Raw genomic sequence first — 25029 nt, 5'->3', positions numbered from 1 at the left:
GGCTCCATCAACAGCAGTCTCCTCGCACTCCGGTATGCTGGTCGGGACCGCTCGTTTTCAAATCGCTCATCGCGCCGCCGATCCATTTGTTCGGCCGGCGCGACATCCAGCGCAGATTGGAACCGCGTGTCGGGTGGCCGTTGTGCTGGATTTCCTGGACATGGTCCGGACTGAACAGCCTATATTTCGGCCGGGTGCTTTCGGCCTTTTCCTTCAGCTTCTTCTTGCAGCCGGGCGAAACGTCGTGGAAGCCCATGTCCTCGGGCTTGCCTTCGCCGCCCGGGCCCTTACCCAGTCTGGCGTAGCGCTTGATCGACTTGCAGACGTTGTTGCCTGAGTTTCTCGTGCCGGCGCCATCGGACCCATATCTCTTGCCAGCCTGCTTGACCTCAGTGAACTCCGAGCTCTTTCTGCCTTTCAACGCGTCATTGTATGCCTTGATCTTGGCGCAAATCTCTTCGAGCTCGCACTTGTCGTACTCCTTGCGCGGCCGCCCGGATTTCGTTTTTCCTTTCGGCGCGCCATCGCACAGGATCACCAATACCGTGCCTTCGGTCTTGCTGCGCGGGTCGATATTGCCGCCGAGATCGACCGTGTTCTTGTCGTTGTGGAACTTCTTGTCGGTATGACGGCAGGCATTCTGGCCGTCCATCTTCACGTCGAAGGAATAGGTGATCCAGTCCGTCGCCTTCATGTTGACGTTGGACTTCACGCCGCCGACGGTACCGGGTTCGTCGCCATTGCTGCGGCTGTAGTGGGACCCCTTGATGGCAATCATCTTGCCCTTGGCGAAGACCGTCGTCGTGCCGTCGGAGAGCGACGACTGTTCGGCGATATTGGGGTAAGGAAGCGGAACCGGTCCACCCGGACTAGGCGTCTTGCAGACGTCCGGTATCGTCGCCATCGACAGCCCGACAGTTCCTTTGTAGGTCAGGCCGAGATTGTTGACGGAGATGTGTGATGGCATCGCCTTACAACCCTTTTGCCCATTCCTTCACCCGTTCGGCCACCGGCAGATAGGGCGGGCTGTCGTCGAAATGCGTTGCGAATGCATCGCCCAACACTTCCGGCTCGACGGAGAACAGCTTGTCCTCAGACCGCGCTTGCGGAAACAGCTCAAGAAATGCGGCCCCCGCCGACACGGCCAGAGCCGGCGCGCGCATCTGGTGGACCAGCCAATGCAGCAAGGTGCGGTCTCCCAACATGCCGGCGCCCCGCACCGCCACCGCTGCCGTCTCGGGCGATTTCAGCAGCCCCCCCATCCAGGCCCTCACATCCTTATCGGGCGCTGCCTTGACCGCGGCCCGCAGCGCCGCCATGGCGTCAGGACCTCCACCAACCGCAACCTTGCGCAGCTCGGCACTGGCCAGATCGCCGGAACCAAGTTCTGTCAAAGCCCAAGCGGCCCAGAACCGGGGCTGCTCCTGGCCATCCTCAAGACCTGCGCGCAATTCCTCGACCAGATCGGTTCGCCGCATCTTGCCGGCCAGACGGAGGCTGGCGGCGCGGACGCGCGCATCGGGATCGCGCACGAGCCGCGACAGCATCTCTCTGGGATCGACACCGTGCCCAAGGCAAGCCGAAACACCGAGAAAGCGCTTGAACGCGTCCTGGGCGCCGATCCAGTCGCGCACCTTGGCGGCGATTGCCTGTGGTCTGTGCCAGGCCAGCGCGCCAATCAGCCCGCGTGCGTCGTCCTCGCCCTTACGGCCGAGCTCGACAGCCTCGTCCAGACGGCGGCCATCGCTCTGCTCGATCGCCAACCAGGCGTAGAGGAACAGTTCGCCCTTTTCCGGGAAGTCCTCATAAGCGGCGACGACGAGCGGCCAAGCCGCGGAACCGGCGATGCGCAGACCATCGAGATTGGCTTCCAGGCGACTGTCGACGCCCGCGACGACGGCAAGATCCGGCGGATCGGCCTGCATCAGCGTGTCGCGTTGCGCCCAGAGGAACGCAGCCTGTTCGGCGTGCTGCCTGACGATGCCGGCTACGATCGGCCGTTGGGGCGCGCCTTTGCCGGCTTGTTTGCGGGTTGCGGCCATCGTCAATTGAGGTCGATAGATCCGCCACGGATGCGGTTGGCGGCACTTGCATGACTGGTGACGTAGGTGCCGCGAATGGTGATGCGGCCATCCTTTTCCATGAGGATCGCAGCCTTGCCGCAGCGCAGTTCAATGCGCTCTTCGCCAATGATGCGAACACGCTCGCCGTCGCGCAGGATTTGCGGCGCGGTGGTCTTGCGCGCCGGCTCGACGATGCGGCCGACGATCAGCGGCTTCATCGCATTGCCTTCCTGAAACAGCAAGGCAACCTCTTGACCGATCATATCCGCCGTCAATTGGGTCAGGCTGCGCGCAGGCAAGGCGGCTTCTTCCGGGTTGCCGGGGAACACCACCAGCGGCGAAGCGGCATCGTCGAAACCGAGGAAGATGCCGATCACCACACCATCGATGCGTTCGCGAACCTCGCTCATCGTCGTCCCCTCAATTTTCGCTGATGGTCGAACCCTTGATGACCACATCGCTGGACGCCTTGATGGTGATCTTGCCCGATCCCTTGATCGAGATGTCCTTGCCCTCGATTCCGATCGAGCCGTCCTTCTTCATCATGATCTTCGCCGATCCGGTCTGGATCAGGATCTCGTCGCCGGCATTGATCACCAGTTTCTTGCCAACATTGATCGAGCTGTCCTCGCCGACGCTGATGGAGCTGCCTTTGGCGATGCCCAATGAATGAGCACCTCCGACATTCGTCGAATCATCTGCTCCGACACTGGCGCTGCGCGCCGCGCCGATACTGAAAGTCTGCGCGCTTCCGACCGTAACACTTTGATCCGCGCCGACATTGACGGTCTGCGCCGCGCCGATGTCCCAACTATCCGCGGCGCCAATGCTGTGGCTTTGATTGATCCCTACGCTCACCGACCGCGTCGCACCAATCGTGTTCGTCTGCGAGGCGCCCACGGTTCTCGCTTCCGCCGCGCCCACCGTATCCACGCGCGCGACACCCACCGTGACCGTCTGGTTCAGCCCCACCGTCTGCGAATGATTGGCGTCGATGTTCTCGGTCGAATTGGCGACGACATGGATCGTCTCGTTCGCCATCACCGTCAGCGAGCGGTTCGCACCCACCGTCTCGGTGTCGTTCGAGCCGATGTTGGTGGTTTGGTCGACGCCGATCTTGACGGTCTTGTTGTTGCCGACGTCCTCGTCGAGGTTGTGGCCGACGGAGTGCTTGGCGTCATGGTCAATGCGGTCGGACTGATCGTGCTGGACCGTCTTGTTGCGGTCGTGCTTGATCAGCAGGTGATGGTCCTTCTGGGCCTGGAAGTTGACCAGCTCGGAGCCGGCCTTGTCCTCGAACATCAGCTCGTTGTAACCGCTGCCGCCTTTCGAGGAATTCGACTTCCAGCCGGATTGCGTGGCGTTGCCCGGCAGCCCATAGGGCGGCATCTGCGAAGCGTTGTAGACGCGGCCGGTGATGATCGGCAGGTCCGGATCGCCTTCGATGAAATCGACGATGACCTCCTGGCCGATGCGCGGGATCTGGATGAAACCCCAGTTGCTGCCGGCCCAGGTCTGCGAGACGCGCACGAAGCAGGAAGAGTTCTGGTCCTTATTGCCGAGCCGGTCCCAGTGGAACTGCACTTTCACGCGGGCATATTTGTCGGTGAAGATCTCCTCGCCCGAAGGGCCGACGACGGTCGCCGTCTGCGGGCCGCGCATGATCGGCCGCGGCGTGATGCGCGGCGGCCGGTAAGGCAGTTTGGTGGGTGCCACGCCGAGCACCACCTTGAAATTCTCATTGTGAGCCTCGTTCTGCGTCCGATAGCCCGGATCGAACAAACGGTACTCGGCGCTGACCACAAGATAATCCTGGTTCTGGTCGTCGCGCGGAAAGCTTTCAAGCGTGAACTTGCAGCCGGAAAAAAGGCCGCGCACCGTGCCAACCGCCGTGCTGTGTTGGTGCACGGCCTGAAGCTCCTCGCGGCGGATCCCGGCGATCTTGTCGCCGCGCCCGACATCGAGATGGGCGCCGGGCTGGCGGTAGTTCTCGCCCGAGGCTTCCTTGTGGCCGAAAGGCTGGGCGGATTTCGCCATCAGATCGGCGCCGGGCTTCTCGAAGTCGTAGTCCGTGTGGGCATAGGCGCCCGGCCGCACCGCGCTGCCAGGTATCCACTCGGTGATGTATTCGACATCGCGCCGCGAGGCCTGGCCCTCGAAATTGTAAAGCACCTTCTCGTAACCGGGCGCCGGCTTCAGCTTGCTCATCGCGTCGCAGAGGATGAGCGTGTGCTTGCCCTCGTCATGCTCGAAGAAATAGAAGATGCCTTCGTGCTCGAGCAGCCGCTGCACGAAATCGAGATCGCTCTCGTCGTACTGAACGCAATACTCGCGCTGGGGATAGGACCCCTGCAGCCGCTTCTCGAATTTGGCGATGCCGTATTTCGAGAATATCTTCTCGACAATCTCCACCGCCGTCATGTTCTGAAAGATGCGGCAATCGGTGGTGTTGCCGAGAAACCAGGGCCATGGCCTGACGGTCGCCTCGTAGAAGGCCAGGCGGTCCTCGATGCGGGTCAGTTTGAAATCCGACACGAGGCCGCTGAACCAGCGCTTCGGATCGGATTCGCCCTCGACCGAAACGACGCCGCCCAGCATCTTCAACGGGTCGATGTCGCGGTTCTTCGAGACGAAGCCGACCGTATAGGCAAAACAGCAGCTGATCTCATCGCGGCCGATGAGATGGGTGAAGGTCAGGTCGGCGCCAGCCGGCGTCTGCACAACCGTGGCGCGTTCGTTCGGCATGGTCGTGCCCCTCCTGGACGCGGCCGCCAGTATGATGGATTGAAGCCCCCGCTATGTTAACCGCATCACGTTCGGGAACTTTTCACGCCCACCGCACCGGACCGCTTTTCAGCCTAGCATATGTTTGGCGGCGGCCAAATAACAGCTGTGGCTAAACCGCTCCGTGCGCTGGTGTGAAACGCAGCTCTCCCGCCGCGCTCGCAAGCTGCTAGAATGCCAGAGCAATTCCAGGAAAGCTGCGTTGGCGTTTCCGCCTGGGATTGCGCGGAAAATAAGCATTTGTTGACCAAGTTGGGCGACGCTTCCGGATGTTCATCTCGCTCCAGATCAGCAATGTCGACAGGCTGCCGGCCGGCACCGCCGCCAGCTATGCCGCCCGCGACCGCAGTTTCGAGATCGGCCGCGAGAATTGCGACTGGACGCTGTCGGACCCGGACAAGGTCATTTCGGGCCGGCACTGCGAGGTCCGCTACCAGGCGGGTTCGTTCTGGCTCTACGATCTTTCGCGCAACGGCACTTTCATCAACGGTTCGAGCCAGCGGATGAGCGGGCCGCATCGGCTGGCCCAGGGCGACCGGCTGCTGATCGGCCGCTACGTCGTCGGCGTTTCGATCGAAGACGAACGAGCCGCTACCGGACATCCGCAGACCAGGACCGGATCGACGCAGCGCGAACTGCCGCCATCGACCGGCCGGCCCTTGGATTCCGGCCAAGAGCCGTTCTTCAGTCCGGCGGGACAGCGCCCCACCGGAGCGGCGTCCGCCTCGACATCCTCGGCGCTGCAGCCAGGCCCAGCAGTGCCAGCCAACCAGCCCGCGGAAGCGGACGCGATATTGCGGGAGATCGCCAAGGCTGCCGGCCTCGCGCCTGAATTGCTGCAGTCGCGCGACCCGCACGATGTCGCGGCCGAGATCGGCGCTGTGCTGAGGATCACGGTCGAGCAATTGTCCCTGCTGCTCAAGGCGCGCGCGGCGGCAAAGGTGCTCGCCAAGACCGCGCACCGCACGATGATCGGCGCCGAGGACAACAACCCGCTGAAATTCGTGCCGGGCACCGACGACATGTTGGAGATCATGTTCACCAAGCGCAGGGCCGGCTATCTCGATGCCAGGCACAGCGTCGAGGACGCGTTCCGCGACCTGAAGGCGCATGAGATCGCGACCTATGCCGCCATGCAGGCCGCGCTGTCGCGGCTGCTCGACGACCTGTCGCCGGAAGCGATCGCCAAGAAGATCCCGCCGGCGTCCTTCTCGTCCAGGAAGAGTCAGGCCTGGGATGCGCTCGTCGCGATATGGCGGACGATGGAAGACAAGCATGAGAACGGCATGCTGGATGTCTTCCTCGCCTATTTCGCCGAAGCCTACGCCAAGGCCGACAAGCAGAAATAGCCGCACGGGCACTGGCGCATTTCACCGTTTCACGGAAACGGTGAAATGCGCCATCTTCTTGTTTTTACGCAATTCCGGACGGAAAACCGCTCACACTTTTCCTGGAATTGCTCTGACCGCGTCCGCCGTATGTGACGGGTCTCATAGAAGAAGCCGCCTCTTCGAGCATGTTTGCTTCCGGATTTCAATCGGCGGCCCCGTTTCAATTGAGTATCCGGGCGACTAGAATGCACAGGGACGCCAGCCCGGCGGGCAAGGCGGCGAGGCTTGGGGCGTGTGCAGCAATGTCATGTTTCGGCGAGATGAGCCTTTCCATGCGGCCCGCCGCCGAGGCTCAGCCTAAAACGCGTTTCCCCGACCGAAAACACGCCTGTTGCAGCGAGAAGGCGGGGCGCCGCCGATGAGCTCGAAGGACGATCCCTCCAGGCCGGCGGACAAGACCGTCATCCGCGCGCCGCGGCCGAAGCAGAAACCGCTTGCGGCCCCCGAGAGGTCCGGCCTGGAAGGCGTTCGGCCAGCCGCATCGCCTTCCCGCGAAGCGACGGTATTCGACCCCGGCGGCGGCCGACAGATGCCAACCGGCTGGTCGTCCGGGACCGTGCTGTTTCAAGGACCAACTCCGGGAGCAGCCGCGAACGCGGCGCCGGGCGTGCAGCAGGACGTCCTGCTCGACGCCGCCGAAGGCGTGAAATACACCGCCGCCAATCCGATCCTTGCCGCCTCCGCGCCGCTGCTGATGCTTCTCGGCCAATTGCGGCTGATGCCGGTCGACCGGCAAGCCGCGCCCTTGGCAGAGCATATCGCCGACGCGATCGAGACCTTCGACCTTGCAATCGCGAGGGCAGGCGTGGCCGACGAGAACGCACGGATCGCCAAATTCGCGCTTTGCGAAACCGCCGACGATCTCATCGGCAATCTGCCCTGGCCGAGCAAGGACAGCTGGCTTCAGCACAGTCTGGTGGCGCGGTTCTTCCACACCCAACCGACCGGCGCCGGCTTCTACGAAGCGCTGAACAACATTCTCGCCAGGCCGGAAGCGCACTATGACCTGCTCGAGCTGATGCATGCCTGCCTGTCGCTCGGCTTCGAGGGCCAGTATCGCGGGCTGGCCAAGGAGCGGGACACGCTCGAACGCGTCCGGCGCGACGTCTACGACACGCTGCGCTACTTCAAGCCGCGCGCCGGCGAAGACATCTCGCCGCACTGGCAAGGCATGGCGGCGGCGCTGCCTAAGCCGAGGGCACGGCTGCCGCTCTGGGCGGTCGCGGCCGCCGCGGCGACACTGGTGACGGCGGCCTTTTTCGGGTTGCGGGTGCTGATCACCGATGAAGGCGACGCGACCGCGGGAGAGTTGCTGGCGCTCAATCCATCGACTCCCGTCACCATCGAGCGCGCCAGCGTGGCGGCGCCCACTGAGCCGGCGCCCAGCCCGCCGCCGCCCGCGGCTCCGGATACCGCCCAGATCGACCGCATCCGGGCCGCACTTGCCAAGGAGATCGCCAGCGGCGGACTGAGCGTCGGCGAAAAGGGCGCGTTCATCGTCGTCGAGATCAACAACCAGCTTTTGTTTCCGTCCGGCCAAGCGGAACTGAAGCCGCAGTTCCAGCCGGTCGCGGCCGACATCGCCACCGTGCTCGATGCCGAGTCCGGACCGATCCGGATCGTCGGCCACACCGACAATGTGAAGCCGAAGAAGTCGAGTACGTTCAAATCGAATTTCGACCTTTCCGTCGCTCGCGCCAAGGCCGTCCAGGCGATGATGGCCAAGCAGTTGAAGGACCCGTCACGGCTCAGTGCCGACGGCAAGGGCGAGGACGAACCGATCGCCGATAACGGCACGGCCGACGGCCGCGCCAAGAACCGGCGCGTCGACGTGATGATACCGAAACAGGCGACCTTGCAGACCGGCGCGGCGGAGGGCGGCGACTGATGCGCTGGCTGCTGCGGATCTTCAGCGTGCTCGCGCTTGCCGGTTTCTCGGCGGCGGTCTGGTACGCCGGGCCACTGATCCGCTTCGCCGATACGCGCCCGCTTGGGCCTGTGTGGCTCAGGGCCACGATCATCGGCGTCACCGTTGCGGTGCTTGCTCTGTTCTACGGGATCCGCTTCTGGCAGCGGCGCAAGGCGCAGAAGGCGCTCGAAACGGCCATCGCGCGCAGCGACGAGCGCAACGACGATTCCCAGGTGCTCGAAGCGCGCATGAGCGAAGCGATCGCGACGCTGAAGCGGACGAGCGGCAAGCGCAACTTCCTCTATGACATTCCCTGGTACATCATCATCGGCCCGCCCGGCGCCGGCAAGACGACGGCGCTGGTCAATTCCGGGCTGAAATTCCCGCTTGCCGGCTCCGGCAGCGCGCAGCCGGTGGCCGGCGTCGGCGGCACGCGATCCTGCGATTGGTGGTTCACCGACGAGGCGGTGCTGATCGACACGGCCGGCCGCTATACCACGCAGGAGTCGGACCGTGAGCGTGACAAGGCAAGCTGGCTGGCATTCCTGGGACTGCTGAAGAAGCACCGCACCAGGCAGCCGATCAACGGCGTCATCCTCGCCATCAGCCTCTCGGATCTCGTCGGCTTCGACGACCGCCAGCTCGACGCGCATGTCACCGAGATCAGGAGCCGCCTGCGCGAGCTGCACGAGACGCTGAAGATCCAGTTCCCGGTCTATCTGCTCTTCACCAAGGCCGACCTCGTCGCCGGCTTCATGGATTATTTCGGCGATTTCGACGAGGCGCGCCGGCGCAAGGTGTGGGGCGCGACATTCCAGACCGCGGACCGCACCAAGAACATGGCCGGTGAAGCGCCGGCGGAATTCGACGAACTGGCCAAGCGGCTCGCCGAGGAAGTCGCCGACCGCCTGCAGGAAGAGGCCGACCCCGTGGCGCGGATCGCACTGTTCGGTTTTCCGGCACAGTTCGGCGCGCTGAAGAGCCGGATAACCCAGTTTGTCGGCAGCCTGTTCGACACCTCGCGCAGCCAGGTCAATGTCAGCCTGCGCGGGCTCTATTTCTCGTCGGGCACCCAGGAAGGCACGCCCTTCGACCAGGTGCTGGGCGCGATCAGCCGCAGTTTCGGCAGCGCTTCGCAGGCGCATCTTTCCGGCGCCGGCAAGAGCTTCTTCCTGCATGACCTGCTGACCGATGTGATCTTCCCGGAATCGGGCTGGGTCTCCTTCGACAGGGCGGCCGAACGCCGCATCCGACTTGCCAGATCCGGCGGCCTGGCGGCGATTGGGCTGGCGGCCTTGGCGGCGCTCGGCGTGCTGGGTCTCAGCTTCTTCGCCAACAGAGAGCTGATCGCCTCCACCAGGCAAGCCATGGCGCATTATCGCGACAGCGCCGATAGCCTGCTGAAGAGCACGACGGTGACCGACGTCGACCTCGAAAACGTCATCGGCCCGCTCGACCAATTGCGCAACCTGCCCGCAGGCTTCGAAAATGGCGATCAGGGAAAGCCTATCGAGGAGACGTTCGGGCTCAGCCAGCGCGAGAGGCTGCTGTCGGCCTCCAAGACCGCCTACCGGCAGGCGCTGGAGCGGACCTTCCGCTCGCGGCTGCTGGTGCAGGCCGAGCGGACGATCCAGGCCAAGATGGCCGATCCGATCGCGCTCTACGAACCGCTCAAGATCTACCTGATGCTGGGCGGCAAGGCGCCGAAGGTCGACGACGAGCTGATCGTCTCGTGGATGAAGCAGGACTGGGAGGAGAACCGCTACCCCGGCCAGAACAACCGCGAAGGCCGAGCGCAGCTCGAAAAGCATCTGCGCGCCATGCTTTCGCTCGACGACGCCTATGATCCAACCTTCGCGCTCAACCAGCCGCTGGTCGAGGCCGCGCAGCGCTCGCTCGGACGCATGAGCCTCGCCGACCGCGCCTCGGCGCAGATCAAGTCGGCGGTCTATGCGGCAGGGCTGCAGGATTTCTCGATCGCCGCGAAAGCCGGTCCGGAAGCACAGCTGCTGTTCGAGCGCACGGATGGCGGCGAGCTTGCCGATCTTGAAGTCCCGGGCCTTTACACGCGCGCCGGGTTCAATCGCTTCTTCCTGCCGCAGCTCTCGCGCATCGCGCAGACGCTCGTCGACGACCGCTGGGTGCTCGGCGGCGGCGGCGAGCAGGGCGGCATCGGCCAGGACCTGCCCAAGCTCGGTCCCGAGCTTATCGATCGCTACGGCAAGGAATTCGCCGCCGCCTGGAACGGTGTGCTCGACCAGCTGAAGCTCAAGGCGATGCTGAACGACAAGCCGCAATATCTGGCGCTTTCCGCCGTCGCCGCGCCGGACTCGCCTCTCGACCAGCTCTTCACCGCGATCGCCGATGAGACCGCACTGACGAAGGACAGCACCGCCGAGGGCGATATCGCGACGGCGCAGCAGGACGCCGCCAACATGGCCAAGGGCCTCGCCCGCATCGGCCTGCAGATTGCGGGGGGCAAGTCGCAAAGCCGCGCCGGCGCGAGTTCGGCCGTCGCGCAGAATGCCGGTGCGAGCGTCGAGGCGCAGTTCCGCTCGTTCCAAGCATTGGTCAGCGGCAACCCCGGGCGCCGGCCACTCGATGCGCTGACGCAGAACTTCCACGACATCTTCCAGAGCCTGAAGCTCGCGGCCGACGTCCCCACGCAGACCGAACGCGTCAACGCCAATTTGCAACTGCAGATCTCGACGCTGCGAGCCAATGTCTCGCGCCTGCCCAAGCCGCTGGCGCGCATGGTCAATGCCGCGGCGGACGAGCTCGAAGGCAATGTCGCCGAGGCTTCCATAGCCAACCTCAACCAGACCCTCGACCAGACGGTGACGCGCGCCTGTGAAGCGGCGGTCAACGGTCGTTATCCTTTCACCCGCGACGGCACAGACGAGATCTCGATGGCGGATTTCACCAAGCTTTTCGCGCCTGGCGGCCTGATGGACCGTTTCTTCGCGCAGAACCTGGCGCCGCTGATCGACATGACCGGCCAGGAATGGACCTGGAAGCAGGACGCGCGTTCCAGCAAGGACCTTGCAAAATCGACCTTGAAGACATTCCAGTCGGCGGCGGAAATCCGCAGCGCCTTTTTCCCTTCCGGCGGCTCGGTGCCCTCGGTCTCGATCACCATCACACCCACGTCGGTGAACAGCGAAGTCGACAGCGCCGTGCTCAATGTCGACGGGCAGACGGTCCAGAGCGCCCAAGCCGGCAACGCGCCAAGCATCGTGACATGGCCGAGCGGCGCCGCTTCCGGATCGGCGAGCCTCAGCCTCGCGCCGGAAATGCCCGGACGCGAGTCCGCGCTCAAATTCGAAGGGCCGTGGGCGCTGAAGCGGCTCTTCGACAAGGCGACCATCACCGGCGACGGCGCCAGCACCGAGGCGCGTTTCGTGATCGGCGGACGCGATGTCGCCTACACCATCCAGGTCGGCTCTGGCGCCAATCCCCTGCTGCTGCCGGCCTTGTCCGGCTTCAGCTGTCCGAAGGCGTTCTGAGATGGTCGGCCCCGCATTGCATTTCGATACTCTAATCTACACGCTTGTGGCAAAGTGGCCTGGGCACACGGCCCATGGCTGGTCACAGAGGACGCTCGCTGAGCGCTTGGTGGCAAATTGAGCACTGTCGCCCTCCCCATCGACAGCTTCGGCGTCAGCCACCAGGGCTGCGTGCGCGACCACAACGAGGACAATTACCTCATCGAACCGCAGACCGGACTCTGGGTGGTGGCCGACGGCATGGGCGGGCATGAGGCCGGGGAAGTCGCCTCGGCCAGCATCGTCGACCACCTGGCGACAATCGGCATTGCGAGCTCCGCGCCGGACCTTCGCGCCCGCTTCGAGGATCGGCTTAGCCGCGCCAACGCCGAGATCCGCGACATATCGCGCTCGCGCGGCATCACCATCGGCTCCACTTTCGCGGCCCTGCTTGCCATGGATGGACGCTTCGCTTGCCTGTGGGCCGGCGACAGCCGCATCTATCTCGTGCGCAACGGCTCGATCTTCCAGGTTTCGAAGGACCACACCGAAGTGCAGGAATTGCTCGACCGCGGCATGATCAGTGCCGAGGAAGCGCGCAACTGGCCGCGCCGCAATGTGATCACGCATGCGGTCGGCGTCAGCGACGAACTCGAGATCGATTTCCAGCAGGGCGAGCTGACGGCGGGTGACGTTTTCGTTCTCGGCACCGACGGACTGACCGCGCATGTCAGCGATGCCGAGATCGAGGCCGCGGTCAAGTCCGCCACGCCGCGAGTGGCCTGCCGGACCCTCCTGGACATGGTGCTGGCGCGCGGCGGCACCGACAATGTGACCATCGTACTCGTGAAGATCGGCAGCGGGCATAGCGGCGCGCACCATTCGGATCGGTCCGGAGCGGAGGGCCTGGTCAGATGAGCGACGACGACAAGACACGGCTGTCGACGAACATCACCTATACTGGCGTCGGCACACAACTCAGCGGGATCTACGAACTCGACGAGCGGATCGCCTCCGGCGGCATGGGCGAAGTCTACCGCGGCCACAACATCCAGACCGGCGACCATGTGGCGATCAAGATCGTGCTGCCCGAATTCGCCCGCGACCAGACGATCCTGTCGCTGTTCCGCAAGGAAGCATCGATCCTGAACCATCTCTCGCATGACGCGGTGGTGCGCTACCACGTGTTCACGATCGATACGCGGATCGGCCGCCCCTATCTCGCGATGGAGTTCGTGGACGGCCAATCGCTGTTCGACATCATGCGGCGCGGGCCGATGCCAGCAGAGGACGTGCGCCGGCTTTGCCATCGCCTCGCCTCTGGCTTGAGCGCTGTGCACCAGGCGGGCGCCGTGCACCGCGACCTCTCGCCGGACAATATCATCCTGCCCGGCGGCCGGGTCGAGCGCGCCAAGATCATCGACTTCGGCATCGCCCGGTCGGCCACCGTCGGCGGCGAGACGCTGATCGGCGGCAAATTCGCCGGCAAATACAATTACGTCTCGCCGGAACAGCTCGGCCTCTATGGCGGCGAAGTCAGCGAGCAATCCGACATCTACAGCCTCGGCCTGGTGCTGGCCGCGGCGCTGCGCGGAAAGCCGCTCGACATGAGCGGCTCGCAATATGAGATCATCGAGAAACGCCGGACCGTGCCGGACCTGTCGGATATCGATCCCGATTTCCACGAGCTCCTCGAAGCCATGCTGCAGCCGGATCCGCGCGACCGGCCGGCGAGCATGGCCGAGATCGCCCGGGCGACGCGCGGCGAGGATCTCGAGCCGACATTGCCGCCGCCGGTGCCGTTCGGCGCACGCGAACGCTCCGGCCTGCCGCGCGCCGGCTGGACAGCGCCACCTGACTCCAAACCCCAGCCGCCGGTGCCTCAGGGCGAGCCGCGCTTCGTCGAGCATGTGCGCCCGGCATATCTGTCGGAGCCACGGCCCGTGCCACCGGCCCCTCCGGCCAGCGCGCCCGGGCCGGCTGCGCCCAAAAAGGTTTCGCGGATGCCCGCCATCGCCGGCGGCGCCGCAGCGCTCGCTATTCTGGCGGCAGCCGGCCTTTATTTCAGCGGCGTGCGGGCGCCCCCGCCGGTGGCGGAAGAATCCAAGCCGCTGACGCCGAAGCCGGTCGCCGAAGCGGCCAAACCAGTGGCCGAAGCGCAGCAACCGGAGGCCCGGAGACCTCAGGTGCCGGCCGCGCCTCAGCCGGAAGCACCCAAACCTGACACTGCGAGGCCGTCTGCCCAATCTGATGCGGAGACCAAGACGCCGGTCGAGCAGCCGACGCCGCCTGCCGCTCAGCCGGAGAGCGAGGCCAAAAGCCAGATGCCTCAGGTCGAGACCAAACCCGTGCAGCCCCCGATCCAACAGTCGCCTGCGCCGGCTCCCGCGCCAACGGAAAGCCAGAAGCCGGCGCAGCCGGCAAGCGAGCCGGCGGTCAAGGCGCCGGAACCGAGCCAGACGGCTGAGAACAAGCCGGCGCAGGAGGCAAATCCGCCGGCGGCCAAGCCCAGCGTGAAAGACCTCGTGGACAAGCTTTCCAAGTTGCCCAAGCCGGCGGCCTCCCCGGCTTCGCAAAGCCAGGCATCGGCGCAGCCAATCCCTCAGCCGGCCGAGCCGAAGGCGCAGACCCCGACAGCCAGCCAGCCGGAAATGCCGACCACGCCAGTAAAACCAGCGCAGCAACCGCAACAACCGGCGACTAGGCAGCCCGATACCGACGTCGCCATCAACGTGCCCAAGCCGGCGCTTCCATCAGCGGAAGATGACATGTCCAAGTGGAAAGACCAACGTTCCTGGGTGCGCGACTTCAGCGGCGGCAGCTGTTTCTACGCGAATGTGACGTCGGGACCTGGCGCCGCCCCGACGATCGAGGGATACGGAACGGCGGTCCAGCCCTTCGAACAATTGCTCAATGATTTCCAGACGAGGTTCCATATCGAGCCGGACATCAGCGTGCGCCTCATCACCTTGTCCCAGTGCGGCGTGCCTACTTTCCTCCGCTTCCTCGACCGTAGCTCGGCCGAGAAGCCGCAGCTTGTGCTGGACCGAACATCGATCCCGGACGGCTCGCCGGTCAGTGGCGCGCTCTATACGGGCGGCGGGCTTGTCTCGAACATCATGCTGATTGACCATAAGGGCGTTGCCTTCAACCTCAACGACCGCATGGTGCCGCAAACCGATAAGGTGACCTTCAATATCCCGATCGGTCTCGCCGCCACCGACAAGGCGACCGGCAAGGCGGTGCCGCAGATCATGCTGGTGATCACCGGGCCCAAGGACATCCAGGCCGCCATGTTCTCCAGGCCGACGCCGGCCTCGGAGCTGTTGCCCAGAATACTCGAGGAGATCGAGGCCGACGGATCGCAGTTCTCCGCCACGGCCACCTATTTCCGGCTTGGCGGATAGCATGAACCGATGGGCCTTCGCATCCTGCGTATCTTGAGGCAGTCCTGGCCACGCAAGCAGCGTAGCCGGCCCCGATTGCCGTTGCCGGGCCGCATGACGCTTGGGGCGCTGCTCGGAGCGGCGCTGCTCTCGATCCTTTCGCCCGGCAAGGCGCATGCCGAATTCACCGTCTGCAACCAGACGCTCGACGTCGTCAATCTCGCCGTCGGACAGAAGGTCGACAATGCCGACCAGACCGACGGCTGGTGGACGATCGGCGCCAACCAGTGCGTCAACGTCATCCGCGAGGAGCTGACAAACCGCTACATCTATCTCTACGCGACGGACGTCTTCGGCCACGCGATCCTGAACGGGTCGACCGAGATGTGCATCGACCGGAGGCGCTTCTCGATCCGCGGCATCGAGGAATGCTGGCAGCGCGGCCATATCGCGGCGCGCTTCGTCGAGGTCGATACTCAGGAGCAGGTGCGCTGGACCTATTTCCTGACCGGAAGCAGCCCGTGACGCACACGATCGACACGAGCTTCAAGCAGAAGAAGCTGGCGCGCCTGGCCGAGCGGCGGCGCAAGCTCTGGCGCCGGGCGCTTGCCGGCCTTGCCGCGCTTGCCGTCATCGCTTCAGCCACCGGCTTCTATCTGACCAGGGACTATTGGTCGTTCGGCGACGAGGACGAGGAGTTGCATCCCGTCGAAGGCATGGAAGACGTGCCGCCCGATGCCTCGGTCTATGTGCCGGCGATCATCGATCTGGCCGGCGATCCGATGTGGATCACGCTGGCGCCCGATGCCGACACCGCGACGAAGGGCAAGACCGTCGCGCGCCCGGCCGAGCTCGACACTTCGGGCGCCTCGCCGCAGATCGAAATCCTGTCCGACGTGATGCTGAGCGCCAGCGAGAAGTTCATGACGACGATCCCGTCGACGCAGGAGGACTTCGCCTTCTTCCAGGCGCAGCGGCAAGCCGCGCCGAAGCCTTCGGCGACGGCGCCGGGCGATGCGCAACCGGCCCTGCCCGCTCCAGCCGCGGCGCCGGACGATCAACAGGGCGACCTCGAGAACGACCTGCAGGCGGCGCCGGACGAGGGCGACGCCGGCTCAGCGCCCAAGGCAGACGCCGACGACCCCGAGGCCGGCTGGGGCGAGACCATCGACCAGGGCGAAGCGGCGCTCCCGGCCTTCAAGAAAACCGCGATCGAGAACAACACGACCGTCGCGACCGTCACCAGCGAATATCAGCGCTTCGAAGCGACCGAGGACACGTTCGTGAAGATCCTCAACGATCGCAGCCTGGAGAGCGTGGCGCTGGATGCGCATTTTTCCGCCGAGGACGCGAAGCTGGCGGGCGAGGCGCTGAAGTCGCTGTTCAACCGCGACGGGCTGGAGTCCGGCTTTGTCGTGGCCATGCGCGGGTTCCGACCCACCCGCGAGACGACGACCATGTCGCTGATGCAGGTTTCCGTCTATGCGAGGAACGTCTATGTCGGCACGCTGACGCGCAACGCGGCCGGCGCCTTCGTGTCGGGCGTCGACCCCTGGGTCCGCGAGGATCTGTTCAACTATTCCGGCGCCTCGGACCAAGGCGGGCCGAAGCGGCAGTATCGCCTGCTCGACGCGATCTATTCGACAGCTGCGCGCAACAAGGTGCCGACCAGCGTCATCGGCGAGGCGATCATGTATCTGTCGCGCGGGCAGGATCTCGACGCCTTCGCCAGCGAGGACCAGCGCCTGGTGCTGATCTATTCGCAGACGCCGCGCGGCCAAGGCGAGATCTCCGGACGGGTGCTCTATGTCGGCGTTCAGGGCGCGGACAGGAGCCTCGACTGTTTCGTCTTCCAGCAGAGCGACGGCCAGTATGCCTGCGTGACCGGCGACGATCAGGTGCGGTCGCTCACCGTTACCAACGGCATGGTCACGCCGGTCGCCGGGGTGATGACCTCGACCTTCGGCCCGCGCAAGCATCCGATCCTGGGCACGGTGCGCATCCATAAGGGCGTCGACTGGGCGGCGCCGGTCGGCACGCCGGTGGTGGCCGCTTTCGACGGCGAGATCTCCTTCCAGGGCGACGGCGGCAGTTATGGCAATCTGGTGAAGATCACGCATGCCAATGGCCGCGAGACGCGCTACGCGCATATGCAGAAATTCGCCATCGCCAGCGGCGTCGGGACCAAGGTGAAGGCCGGCGACGTCATCGGCTATATCGGCACAACCGGTCTTTCGACCGGACCGCATCTGCATTTCGAGCTCTATCAGAACGGCGAGGCGATCGACCCGCTGGGGACGGTCACCACAGTCGCCACCGCCGTTTCCGTCAATTCCGGCGGCTCCGGCGATGCCGCGGTCGAGACGCTGACAGACCGGATCGTGCATGTCGAAAGCGGCGGCAGCGCGCGGGCCAAGAACCCGCTTTCCTCGGCGACCGGCGCCGGCCAGTTCATTTCCAAGACCTGGATCCGGATGATGAACACCTATCGGCCCGACCTCGCCCGGTCGCTTTCGACGGCCGATCTGCTCGCGCTTCGCTACGACGCGACGCTGTCGCGCGAAATGGTGCGCAACCTCGCACGCGAAGGGGAAGCCTATCTGCGCGCCCGGGGCCACCAGATTACCGCTGGCCGCCTCTATCTTTGTCATTTCCTTGGGATGGAAGGCGCGGCCCAGGTCCTGGCGGCGCCCGGCTCGACGCAGCTGAGCGCGGTGCTCGGGTCGGCGGTGATCCAGGCCAATCCGTTCCTGACCGGCAAGACCGCGAGCTACGTCGTGGACTGGGCCGAGCGGAAAATGGGGCAGAAAGCGCCGCGCGTGGTGACCGATCAGAGTCAGCCGGCGACGACCACGACCGAAGTCCGGCAAACCTCCCCGGAATTCGAAAAATACAAGCAGGCGATCACCGCGCTGATAGGCTCCATCCAGGAGACGCTGGAACCCGGCTAGCCCCACAGAGAGCGCTGCCGTCCGCCACGTCGTGATGAGCCGGCCGGCGACCGCGCCGGCGGCCTATTCGGTCCTGATCCGCATTTCCACGCGGCGGTTGACCGGATCGTAGGGATTGGCGACACGCGGGTGCGACTTGCCGAGGCCGATCGCTTCGAGCCGCGCCGATTCAACACCGTTGGCTTCGAGGAAGGCGGCTACCGATTGCGCCCTTCGCTGCGACAGGTCCTGATTGTAGCGATCCGTGCCGGTCGCATCGGTGTGGCCCTCGACGACGAAGCTGAGCGTGCTCAGCCGGTTGTCCTTCAGCGCCTTGGCGAACTCGTCCAGCTCCGCGCGCGCTGTCTGGTCGAGCTGGGCCGAATCCAGGGCGAAATTGATCATCATGTCGAGGCCGGCCTTTTGGGGCGGCGCCTCGTTCTTCTCGGCCTTGCTCTTGCATTCTTCCTCGGTGCCGACGCAGATGCCGCGCGAGGCGCCAAGATTGCCCTGGCCGGCGAAGAATTTCACGATGTCTTCCGATTTCTGAAGCGGATCGGCGTAAACGTGCGTTGAAAAAAGCACGGCCGCCAATGCCAAGGCTGAGCTGCCCCACCGCATGACCGTCACTCCTGTTAGAACGGGCCTGTTTGAACGGGTCTTTGCTGGCGCGGACTATATCAAATCCCGAAACGATTGTCTGTGAACAAGCGCACGTTGCCAGTGGCTTCCGCCTGATAGAGGTGGAGGCTTGACCGGCATGCAGCCGCGGGCTTGAGTGTTGTTCTGCCGGTTCTGGGATGTGGCGGCCATGGCCAATGAACTCGGATACAGAACGGCGAAGGATCTGTTTCTCGCCTGTCCCGCGATCGCCCGGGACATGAAATCGCCGGCTGCTGCCCAACCCCCGCTGGAATTCTGCCGCGCCTTGCTCGCCGGGCGCGTGCCGGAGGAAGCCGTCACGTTCTGCGCCTACCTCCTGCCCGAGCGCGCTGGGGTGTGGTGGGGGCATGAATGCCTGAGCAATCTCACCGAGTTGCTTGGCGAAAGCGATCTCGAACTGCTGGCGCTCGTCAGCGATTGGGTGAGCGAACCCGGCAATCCTCGCCATCGGGCGGCGCTGAGCAGCGCGGTCGATCCGTCGCCGGCCACGCCGGCTGCATGGATCGCCCTGTCGGCGGCGTGGCGTGACCCGCTCTTCGACATGCTGTCGACCGGATTTCCCGCCGCCCACGCGGTCAACGCCGGGATCCTGGCCGGGCTGGCGCGCGTCTCGACCGCGGACCGCTTTGGCGTGCTTTCCGCCTTCGTCGGGATGGGCATCCAGATGGTGGAGATGGAAGCGCAACGACCATCGGTCGGCGCGTATTAGACTACAGCAGCTTGACAATCATTTGCAGCCGCCTTGCGCCCACTTGGCCAAAGCGACCTTGAAGCGGGTGCCGAGCGGATGCTGCAGGCGCAGAACGGAGACGTCATTGGCGGCAAAATTCTTAGCCTGATCGCACAGGCGGGTCTCGTTCCACTGGTGACAGCCGTCGCAGTGCTTGCCTTGCCAGACCGATTTGTCGAGGCCTTCGACCGGGCTGAAAAGCGGCTCCCCCGTAATCAACTGGGCTATGCTCTTGCCGTCGATCGCCGGGTCGCCGAATTTGACCGGGCGATCGAAAAGGATCGGCTCGTCCGTCGCGAGCTTCGGGATCTTTTCGCGCAGCGCATTGAGAGCAAGCTGGTCGACGGCCTGACCGGGCGCCGCGCCGGTGTTGCGCGTCTCGGAACCGGCTTCGGCCTGCGGCGGGTTCGCCTCACCGACGATCAGCGGCGCGTTGAGATCGACCTTATGCAGCACGACCTCGGTGGTCAGCGAGACATTGATCCAAGGGCGCTGCTTGCCGGCGGTCGCCTTGAATACGTCGCTGGTCACCCTGTTCATGGCTTCGGTGATGGAAACGTTGGATTCGCCGATATGCTGGAGCAGCGCCGTGGTGAAAGGCGAGTGATCACCCGAACCGTCATAGGCCAGCTGGTTCGGGCTGGCGGCGAAAGCGACTAGCGTGCCGGCGCCGCCATTCTCGATCGGGATTTCGGCAAGGCCGCTGCTTGCGCCCTTGATGCCGGTGGCCTTGGCCAGCACGTCGGCAAGCGGGTTGTCCCGGCATGCATCCAGGAACACCAGCCTTATGCTGGTCTCACGCGACATCTGGCGCAGGACGAAATCGACCGACACGGCCTCGAAGTCGAGCGAGGTCTCGTCCTCCAGCGCGGCGTCGACCGGCAGCAGATAGTTCTTGCCGGATACCTGCAGGCCATGGCCGGCATAGAAGAAAAGCGCGATCTCGGCGCCCCGCACCTGCTTTGCGAACTGCGCGACCGTGGCCTGCGTCTGCTGCTTGGTGAGGTCGAAGCCGGAAACCACCTCGAAGCCGAGGTCCTTGAGCCGCTCGGCCATGGCCTGCCCATCCCGCGCCGGATTGGCGAGGGCCGCCGCGTGCTGATATTGCGAGTTGCCGAGCACCAGCGCGACACGTCGCTCGGCGCTTGCGGCCGTCAACGTCAAGAGCAGGGCAAGCGCCACAAGCCCCGCGGCGCGAAACATGCCACTGCAAAAGGCAATCGGAACGGAACTCACCGCCACCTCAGTTGGCGAGCTTCGTGGCGGAGAATTCGATCCGCCGGTTAAGCGCCTTGTTCTTGGGTGTGTCGTTGGCCGCGACCGGCTTGTCCTCGCCATAGCCGGCGGAACTCAGCTGGTTGAGCGGAACGCCGTCGGCAATCAGCGCGTCTGCGACCGCCTTGGCCCGCCGTTCGGAGAGTGCCTTGTTCGCCTCGGGCGATCCGTCGGAATCGGTGTAGCCCGACACCTCGACCTTGAGCGTCGGGCATTTGCCGACCACGCCCTCGACCTCCGCCAGCAGCGGGCGGCTCTTCGCGTCAAGCCTTGCGCTTGCCTGGCGGAAATAGATCGCGCCGGTGCGCGAGAGCACGGCAAACCTGTTGAGGCACTCCTCGTCGCTGAAATTGGCTTTCGCCGCATCGGTGGCGACGGGACCGACCTCGGTGGTCGATGCCGCAACGGTCTGCACGGCGGCCGGCTTGCCGCCATCGGCGGTAAAGACGAAATCGAACGATACCGACGCGGTCGGCACGATGTTGGTCACATTGGCGGCCTGCTGCAATTTGTCGATGTTGGGCAGAAGCCCGAAATCCTCGACATGGACGGCAACGGGCGCTTCCGAGGCGACGGAAACCTGGGTGTCGCTGATCATGGTGACGACGACGCTCGCCTCCAAATCCTTGCTGACGCCATGCAGGCTGAGGTGGAACGGCAAGGTCGTCTTGATACGGCGCTTGGTCGGCAGGTCGGCGAATGCCGCGGGATCCACCTTCGCCGTCACCTCGGCCGTCGGATAGGTGAATGTCTCGAAGAACAGAAAGCGCATGCGGACGTTGCGCAGATCGACGCCGGTGTCGACGGAATTGAGGTCGAAGCTGATTTTCGTATCACCGGCGGAACTCAGCGTGCCGGTGATGTTCCTGATTTTGTTGGTCTCGACGATCGTGTTCTTCTTGACCGACTGGTAGGTGAGCACCGAGGCGGACGGATCAAGCGTCCAGTTCGGCGCGGCGCTCGCGGGCTGCGATCCGAAGACCAGCAGGCCAAGCAGCGCGGCAAGGATCAGGTCAAACGCCGCGGCCTTGGTCCGCAGTTTTTGCCAGAATGCAACGACTTCGAACATGGAACGCCCCGCCAGGACAACCCGATCTCGATACCGGCACGTGGCGGGAGCATAGAGCACTTGCCCCAGCTTGGCGAGCGGTTACGGCGGACTGGATGAGCGACTCGCCGAGGCTATCAAATGCTCATCCCCAGCCGCCGCCTCCGCCACCGCCGCTGCCCCCTCCACCGCTACCTCCGCTTCCGCCCAACGGTGCAATGAGAGGCGCGGTTTCGGTCTGAACGGGCTTGATCAGTTTCTTGGCGGTGACTTTCTTGCGTTTGACGACTTTCGGCGCGGTCGTCGTGCGGACCACCTTCGTCCTGTGCTTCGCCGCCGGGGCCGGCTCGACCCTAGGCATCACGGTCGTGCATCCCGCCACTGCGAGAGCACCGGATAGGATTGTTGCGACTATTGCGTGTTTCGATGCCCAGCCCACCACATTGCCTCCTTACTGATCAGAACAAGTCCCGGCGCGGGTTGGCTTGTTCCCAGACCGCCCTGGCCGTCTTGACCAGTTGATCATCCAACGAGCCGTCCGCAGAAATCTTCGATTTCAGCTCCCCACGCATCTGTTTCAGAGCCGCCGTCTTCGCCTTCGCCCCGAATTTCGTCAGCGTCGCCTTTGCGTCCGGAATCTCGTTGCGAAGATCGAGCGCGGCCGCGAAAGCAAGATAGCGCACTGCTACCGCCTGGTCCGCCTTGTCGCCTCTTTGCATCTCCAGCGCCGCGCGATCATACGCAGCCGACTGATCGCCCCGGTCGGTGGCCAGTTCGAATAGCCTTTGCGCTTCAGCCAGATCCTGCTGCACGCCGACTCCGTCTCTGTACATGCGCGCAAGGCTGCCGGGAGCATAGGGCTGGCCGAGATCCATGGACTTCTGGAACAGCGCGAGCGCGGTCTTGGGATCCTTCTCGACCCCCGTGCCGGCGAGATAATTGCGACCGAGCAGGTTCATCGAATACATGTCCTGCCGCTCGACACCGGCCTTGAGGAAAGCCACGGCGCGCTCCGGATCGGCCGGCACGCCGTTGCGGCCTTCGGTGAAGATCGCCGCAAGATCGTTCATCGCGTAAGTATGGCCCATCGCCGCCGCCTTGAGCAGCAGGTCAAGCCCCTTGCCGGTATCGCGATCGACGCCGTAGCCGTTGAACAAGGCCCGGCCCCATGAGGTCATGCCATAGGGGTCGCCCTTCTCGGACGCCGCGGCGTAAAAAGTGTTGGCCTGCTTGCGGTTGGCGGGCATACCGGTGCCGGTCGCGTTGAGATAGCCGAGCTCGAACACCGCGCGGACATGTCCCTTGTCGGCGGCCTCCTGTATCGCCTTCTTCGCCTCGTCGACCTTGCCGGCGGCGAGCAGCGCGCGCCCGAGTTCGTAGTGGAAGCGCGCGACGTCAGGATAGGCGTTCACCGCTGCCTGGCAGGCCTCCACCGCCCCGGCGCCGATCTCATTCGGCAACAGGCCGGGGACGACGCCCTGCAAGTCCAAAGGTTCGCCTGCCTTCTGGTCGCACGGATCGACGGCGGGCGACAGCTTCATCGTCGCCGGCTTTGACGGTGTGTTGTCGGACCTGATTTCGACACCGACTATCAACGGCTGGACCGTGCCTATCTGAGGTTCGTAGCGCAGCTGATCGACTTCATCGGCCATCAGGCTCGATTGCGGCGATAGGGTCCGATCCGGCAGGGACAGCGTGCCGGTTGCCGGATAGCTCGCAAGCTTCACGCTTACAGCCGGGTCCTTGGTCGGGAAATCCAGCTTCAGCGGGACGGGGCCGACGCCGACGGGAACCTTGACGTCGCGGTTCTCGATCGCCTCGGCGGCGCCGGCGATGTGGATGCCGCGCTCCACCACCTCCTGTTTCTGCTCCGACTCCAACGAGGCCACCAGCTGCTTGCCTGCGGCACCCTCGCCATTCTTGACCCGGAACACCAGTATGCCTTGCGATCCGCCGCCCCATTCGTCATGGGTGGCGTAGGCCAGCATGTCGACCTGGTCCTCGGCGTCGGCGCTCTTCGGCACATCCATAGCGAGCCGCGGCAGGTCCTTGCCCTCGATCGGCTCGCCCGTTGCGACAGGCTTGCCGTCCAGGACCAGACGCCCCAGCGCCGGCGGTCTTTCGATGCTGATGGTGACCGCGCCGCCATCGACATCGACCGGCACCGGCAGGTCGAGCGCGACCGGTCCGACGCCCGACGGCACGGTCTTTTCCAGCACCGGCGGCAAAGCCGGCCGATTGGCGCGGCGCATCAGCACCACCTCGTCGATCAGCGAGGAATTCTCCCACGGAACCTGCGCGCCCTTGGTGGCCTTGACCACGTCGCGGCGCACGGCCGCCATGACCGAGCGTATCTCCTGGTTCGGCGCCAGCGCGCGGCGGGAGAAGGCGGATGAAAACGGGCTGAGATCGCCGGATCCGTCATAGGCGACGGCGCCGGGTTCCGTGGCGAAGGCGATCAGCGTGTTCAGTGAACTCTTCACCTGGGCAAGGCCGGTGCCGCCGGCCGCGATCAACTGGTCGCGCAACCAGTAATCCTTGCGCGGGAACGGATTGTTGCGGCAGGCATCGAGGATGATCACCTGGATCTTCGATTTGGCGCGCAATTGCTGCAAGACATCGTCGAGCTTGACCGCCTGGACCTCGATGTCGGCCGCGTCTTTCAGCGACGCGTCGACCGGGATCAGGAAATTCTCGCCGCCGATCTGAAAGCCATGACCGGAATAATAGACGACCGCCAGATCCGCGCCGTCAGCCGCCGCGAGATAATTGCGGAACTCCTTCTCGAACTGGAGCTTGGTGAGGTCCTTGGCGACGAACACATCGAAGCCGGCCAGCCGCAAGGTGTTCGACACATCCTCGGCATCCTTGTCGGGATTCTTGAGCGCCGGGATTTCGCGGTATTCGGAATTGCCGATGACAAGGGCAACCCTTCGATCGGCGCAGGCCTGCACCGTCGTGAGGCCCACGAGGATCAAGGCTGCAATCAGCGCGCAGCATCGCAGCATGGCAAATCCCTAACTGCTATAACCTATCGGCCACAAGAACGCAGCTTGCGACATCGTGGTCTGTTAAAGACTTCACAATCTGCCAAGACGGCAAGGAACCGCGCCTGCGATGGCAGGGCAGGTCGCGTATCCAATAAATTACTAAAATAACCCAGAGGCCCAAGCGCCGCAATGACCTGGGCACGTCCGTCGCCGTCAATCGTTGCGAGAACGCTGACGGCAAGCCGACATACGCCGAGAAGTAAACGTCGCGCCGACCCGTCGGAGATCCGGCGATCGACTAGGACCAATCGACATTCAGGATTCAGTTCTGCGGTGATGTGTGATTCATGGGTTTCCAGATTCGGTAATCTGGAG

At 64.5% G+C, this 25029-nt stretch carries 17 protein-coding genes; 8 read left to right on the top strand and 9 right to left on the bottom strand.

Features of this window, described 5'->3' with window-relative positions; genetic code table 11:
- Nucleotides 1-7: 7 nt before the first annotated feature.
- From FJW06_RS25720 to tssI, 4 genes are read right to left on the bottom strand one after another with little or no spacing between them, the layout of a single operon-like run.
- Entirely contained in the window at nt 8-967 is a 960-nt protein-coding gene (locus FJW06_RS25720; RefSeq protein ID WP_140755811.1) for a DUF4150 domain-containing protein, read from the bottom strand.
- 4 nt (nt 968-971) lie between these two features.
- The gene (locus tag FJW06_RS25715; protein WP_140755887.1) at nt 972-2042 is read right to left on the bottom strand and encodes a HEAT repeat domain-containing protein; all 1071 of its coding nucleotides are present in this window, start codon (nt 2040-2042) and stop codon (nt 972-974) included.
- Nucleotides 2043-2044: 2 nt separating this feature from the next.
- On the bottom strand, nt 2045-2473 hold the full coding sequence (locus FJW06_RS25710; RefSeq protein WP_140755885.1) for a DUF6484 domain-containing protein: 429 nt from the start codon (nt 2471-2473) through the stop codon (nt 2045-2047).
- Between the two features lie 10 nt (nt 2474-2483).
- Nucleotides 2484-4808 (bottom strand): type VI secretion system tip protein TssI/VgrG, encoded by a 2325-nt coding sequence (tssI, locus tag FJW06_RS25705; protein WP_140755809.1) that lies wholly within the window; start codon nt 4806-4808, stop codon nt 2484-2486.
- A 308-nt stretch (nt 4809-5116) separates the two neighbouring features.
- Between tssI and tagH the strand changes: the two genes are divergently transcribed.
- The 7 genes from tagH to FJW06_RS25670 all read left to right on the top strand — a co-directional run bounded on the left by tagH (nt 5117) and on the right by FJW06_RS25670 (nt 17969).
- Nucleotides 5117-6196 carry a type VI secretion system-associated FHA domain protein TagH gene (tagH, locus tag FJW06_RS25700; protein ID WP_140755807.1) on the top strand — a complete coding sequence of 360 codons (1080 nt, stop codon included), beginning with the start codon at nt 5117-5119 and terminating at the stop codon, nt 6194-6196.
- Between the two features lie 400 nt (nt 6197-6596).
- A complete protein-coding gene (gene tssL, locus FJW06_RS25695) occupies nt 6597-8126 on the top strand; it encodes a type VI secretion system protein TssL, long form (protein WP_140755805.1) in 1530 nt (509 codons plus the stop codon).
- Nucleotides 8126-11653, top strand: coding sequence for a type VI secretion system membrane subunit TssM (gene tssM, locus FJW06_RS25690; protein ID WP_181178563.1), 3528 nt, complete (start codon nt 8126-8128; stop codon nt 11651-11653). The genes tssL and tssM overlap by 1 nt, the downstream gene beginning before the upstream one ends.
- Before the next feature lie 117 nt (nt 11654-11770).
- A complete protein-coding gene (locus tag FJW06_RS25685) occupies nt 11771-12550 on the top strand; it encodes a PP2C family serine/threonine-protein phosphatase (RefSeq protein WP_140755801.1) in 780 nt (259 codons plus the stop codon).
- Entirely contained in the window at nt 12547-15039 is a 2493-nt protein-coding gene (locus FJW06_RS25680; RefSeq protein WP_140755799.1) for a protein kinase, read from the top strand. The genes FJW06_RS25685 and FJW06_RS25680 overlap by 4 nt, the downstream gene beginning before the upstream one ends.
- Before the next feature lie 9 nt (nt 15040-15048).
- Nucleotides 15049-15543, top strand: a complete 495-nt coding sequence (locus FJW06_RS25675; RefSeq protein WP_246674842.1) for a DUF1036 domain-containing protein — start codon at nt 15049-15051, stop codon at nt 15541-15543.
- The gene (locus tag FJW06_RS25670; protein WP_140755797.1) at nt 15540-17969 is read left to right on the top strand and encodes a M23 family metallopeptidase; all 2430 of its coding nucleotides are present in this window, start codon (nt 15540-15542) and stop codon (nt 17967-17969) included. Before FJW06_RS25675 ends, FJW06_RS25670 begins: the two co-directional genes overlap by 4 nt.
- Before the next feature lie 63 nt (nt 17970-18032).
- Here FJW06_RS25670 and FJW06_RS25665 read toward each other — a convergent pair whose 3' ends face one another.
- Entirely contained in the window at nt 18033-18569 is a 537-nt protein-coding gene (locus tag FJW06_RS25665; RefSeq protein ID WP_181178561.1) for an OmpA family protein, read from the bottom strand.
- 190 nt (nt 18570-18759) lie between these two features.
- On the opposite strand from FJW06_RS25665, the gene FJW06_RS25660 reads away from it, so the two are divergent.
- The gene (locus FJW06_RS25660) at nt 18760-19320 is read left to right on the top strand and encodes a hypothetical protein (protein ID WP_246674839.1); all 561 of its coding nucleotides are present in this window, start codon (nt 18760-18762) and stop codon (nt 19318-19320) included.
- Between the two features lie 18 nt (nt 19321-19338).
- Here the strand turns inward: FJW06_RS25660 and FJW06_RS25655 are convergent, their stop codons facing one another.
- From FJW06_RS25655 to FJW06_RS30405, 4 genes are all read right to left on the bottom strand, one after another.
- Nucleotides 19339-20544, bottom strand: coding sequence for a caspase domain-containing protein (locus FJW06_RS25655; protein WP_140755794.1), 1206 nt, complete (start codon nt 20542-20544; stop codon nt 19339-19341).
- Between the two features lie 40 nt (nt 20545-20584).
- Complete coding sequence (locus FJW06_RS25650) at nt 20585-21685, bottom strand: OmpA family protein (protein WP_140755793.1); 1101 nt, start codon at nt 21683-21685, stop codon at nt 20585-20587.
- Between the two features lie 437 nt (nt 21686-22122).
- On the bottom strand, nt 22123-24672 hold the full coding sequence (locus tag FJW06_RS25640; RefSeq protein ID WP_140755791.1) for a caspase family protein: 2550 nt from the start codon (nt 24670-24672) through the stop codon (nt 22123-22125).
- A gap of 23 nt (nt 24673-24695) precedes the next feature.
- Nucleotides 24696-25029 (bottom strand): hypothetical protein (locus FJW06_RS30405; protein WP_210238996.1); only part of this gene is annotated, 334 nt, incomplete at its 5' end.

The sequence above is a fragment of the Mesorhizobium sp. B4-1-3 genome, from assembly GCF_006439355.1.
Lineage (GTDB): Bacteria > Pseudomonadota > Alphaproteobacteria > Rhizobiales > Rhizobiaceae > Mesorhizobium.
This window is presented reverse-complemented; position numbering and strand designations above follow the sequence as displayed.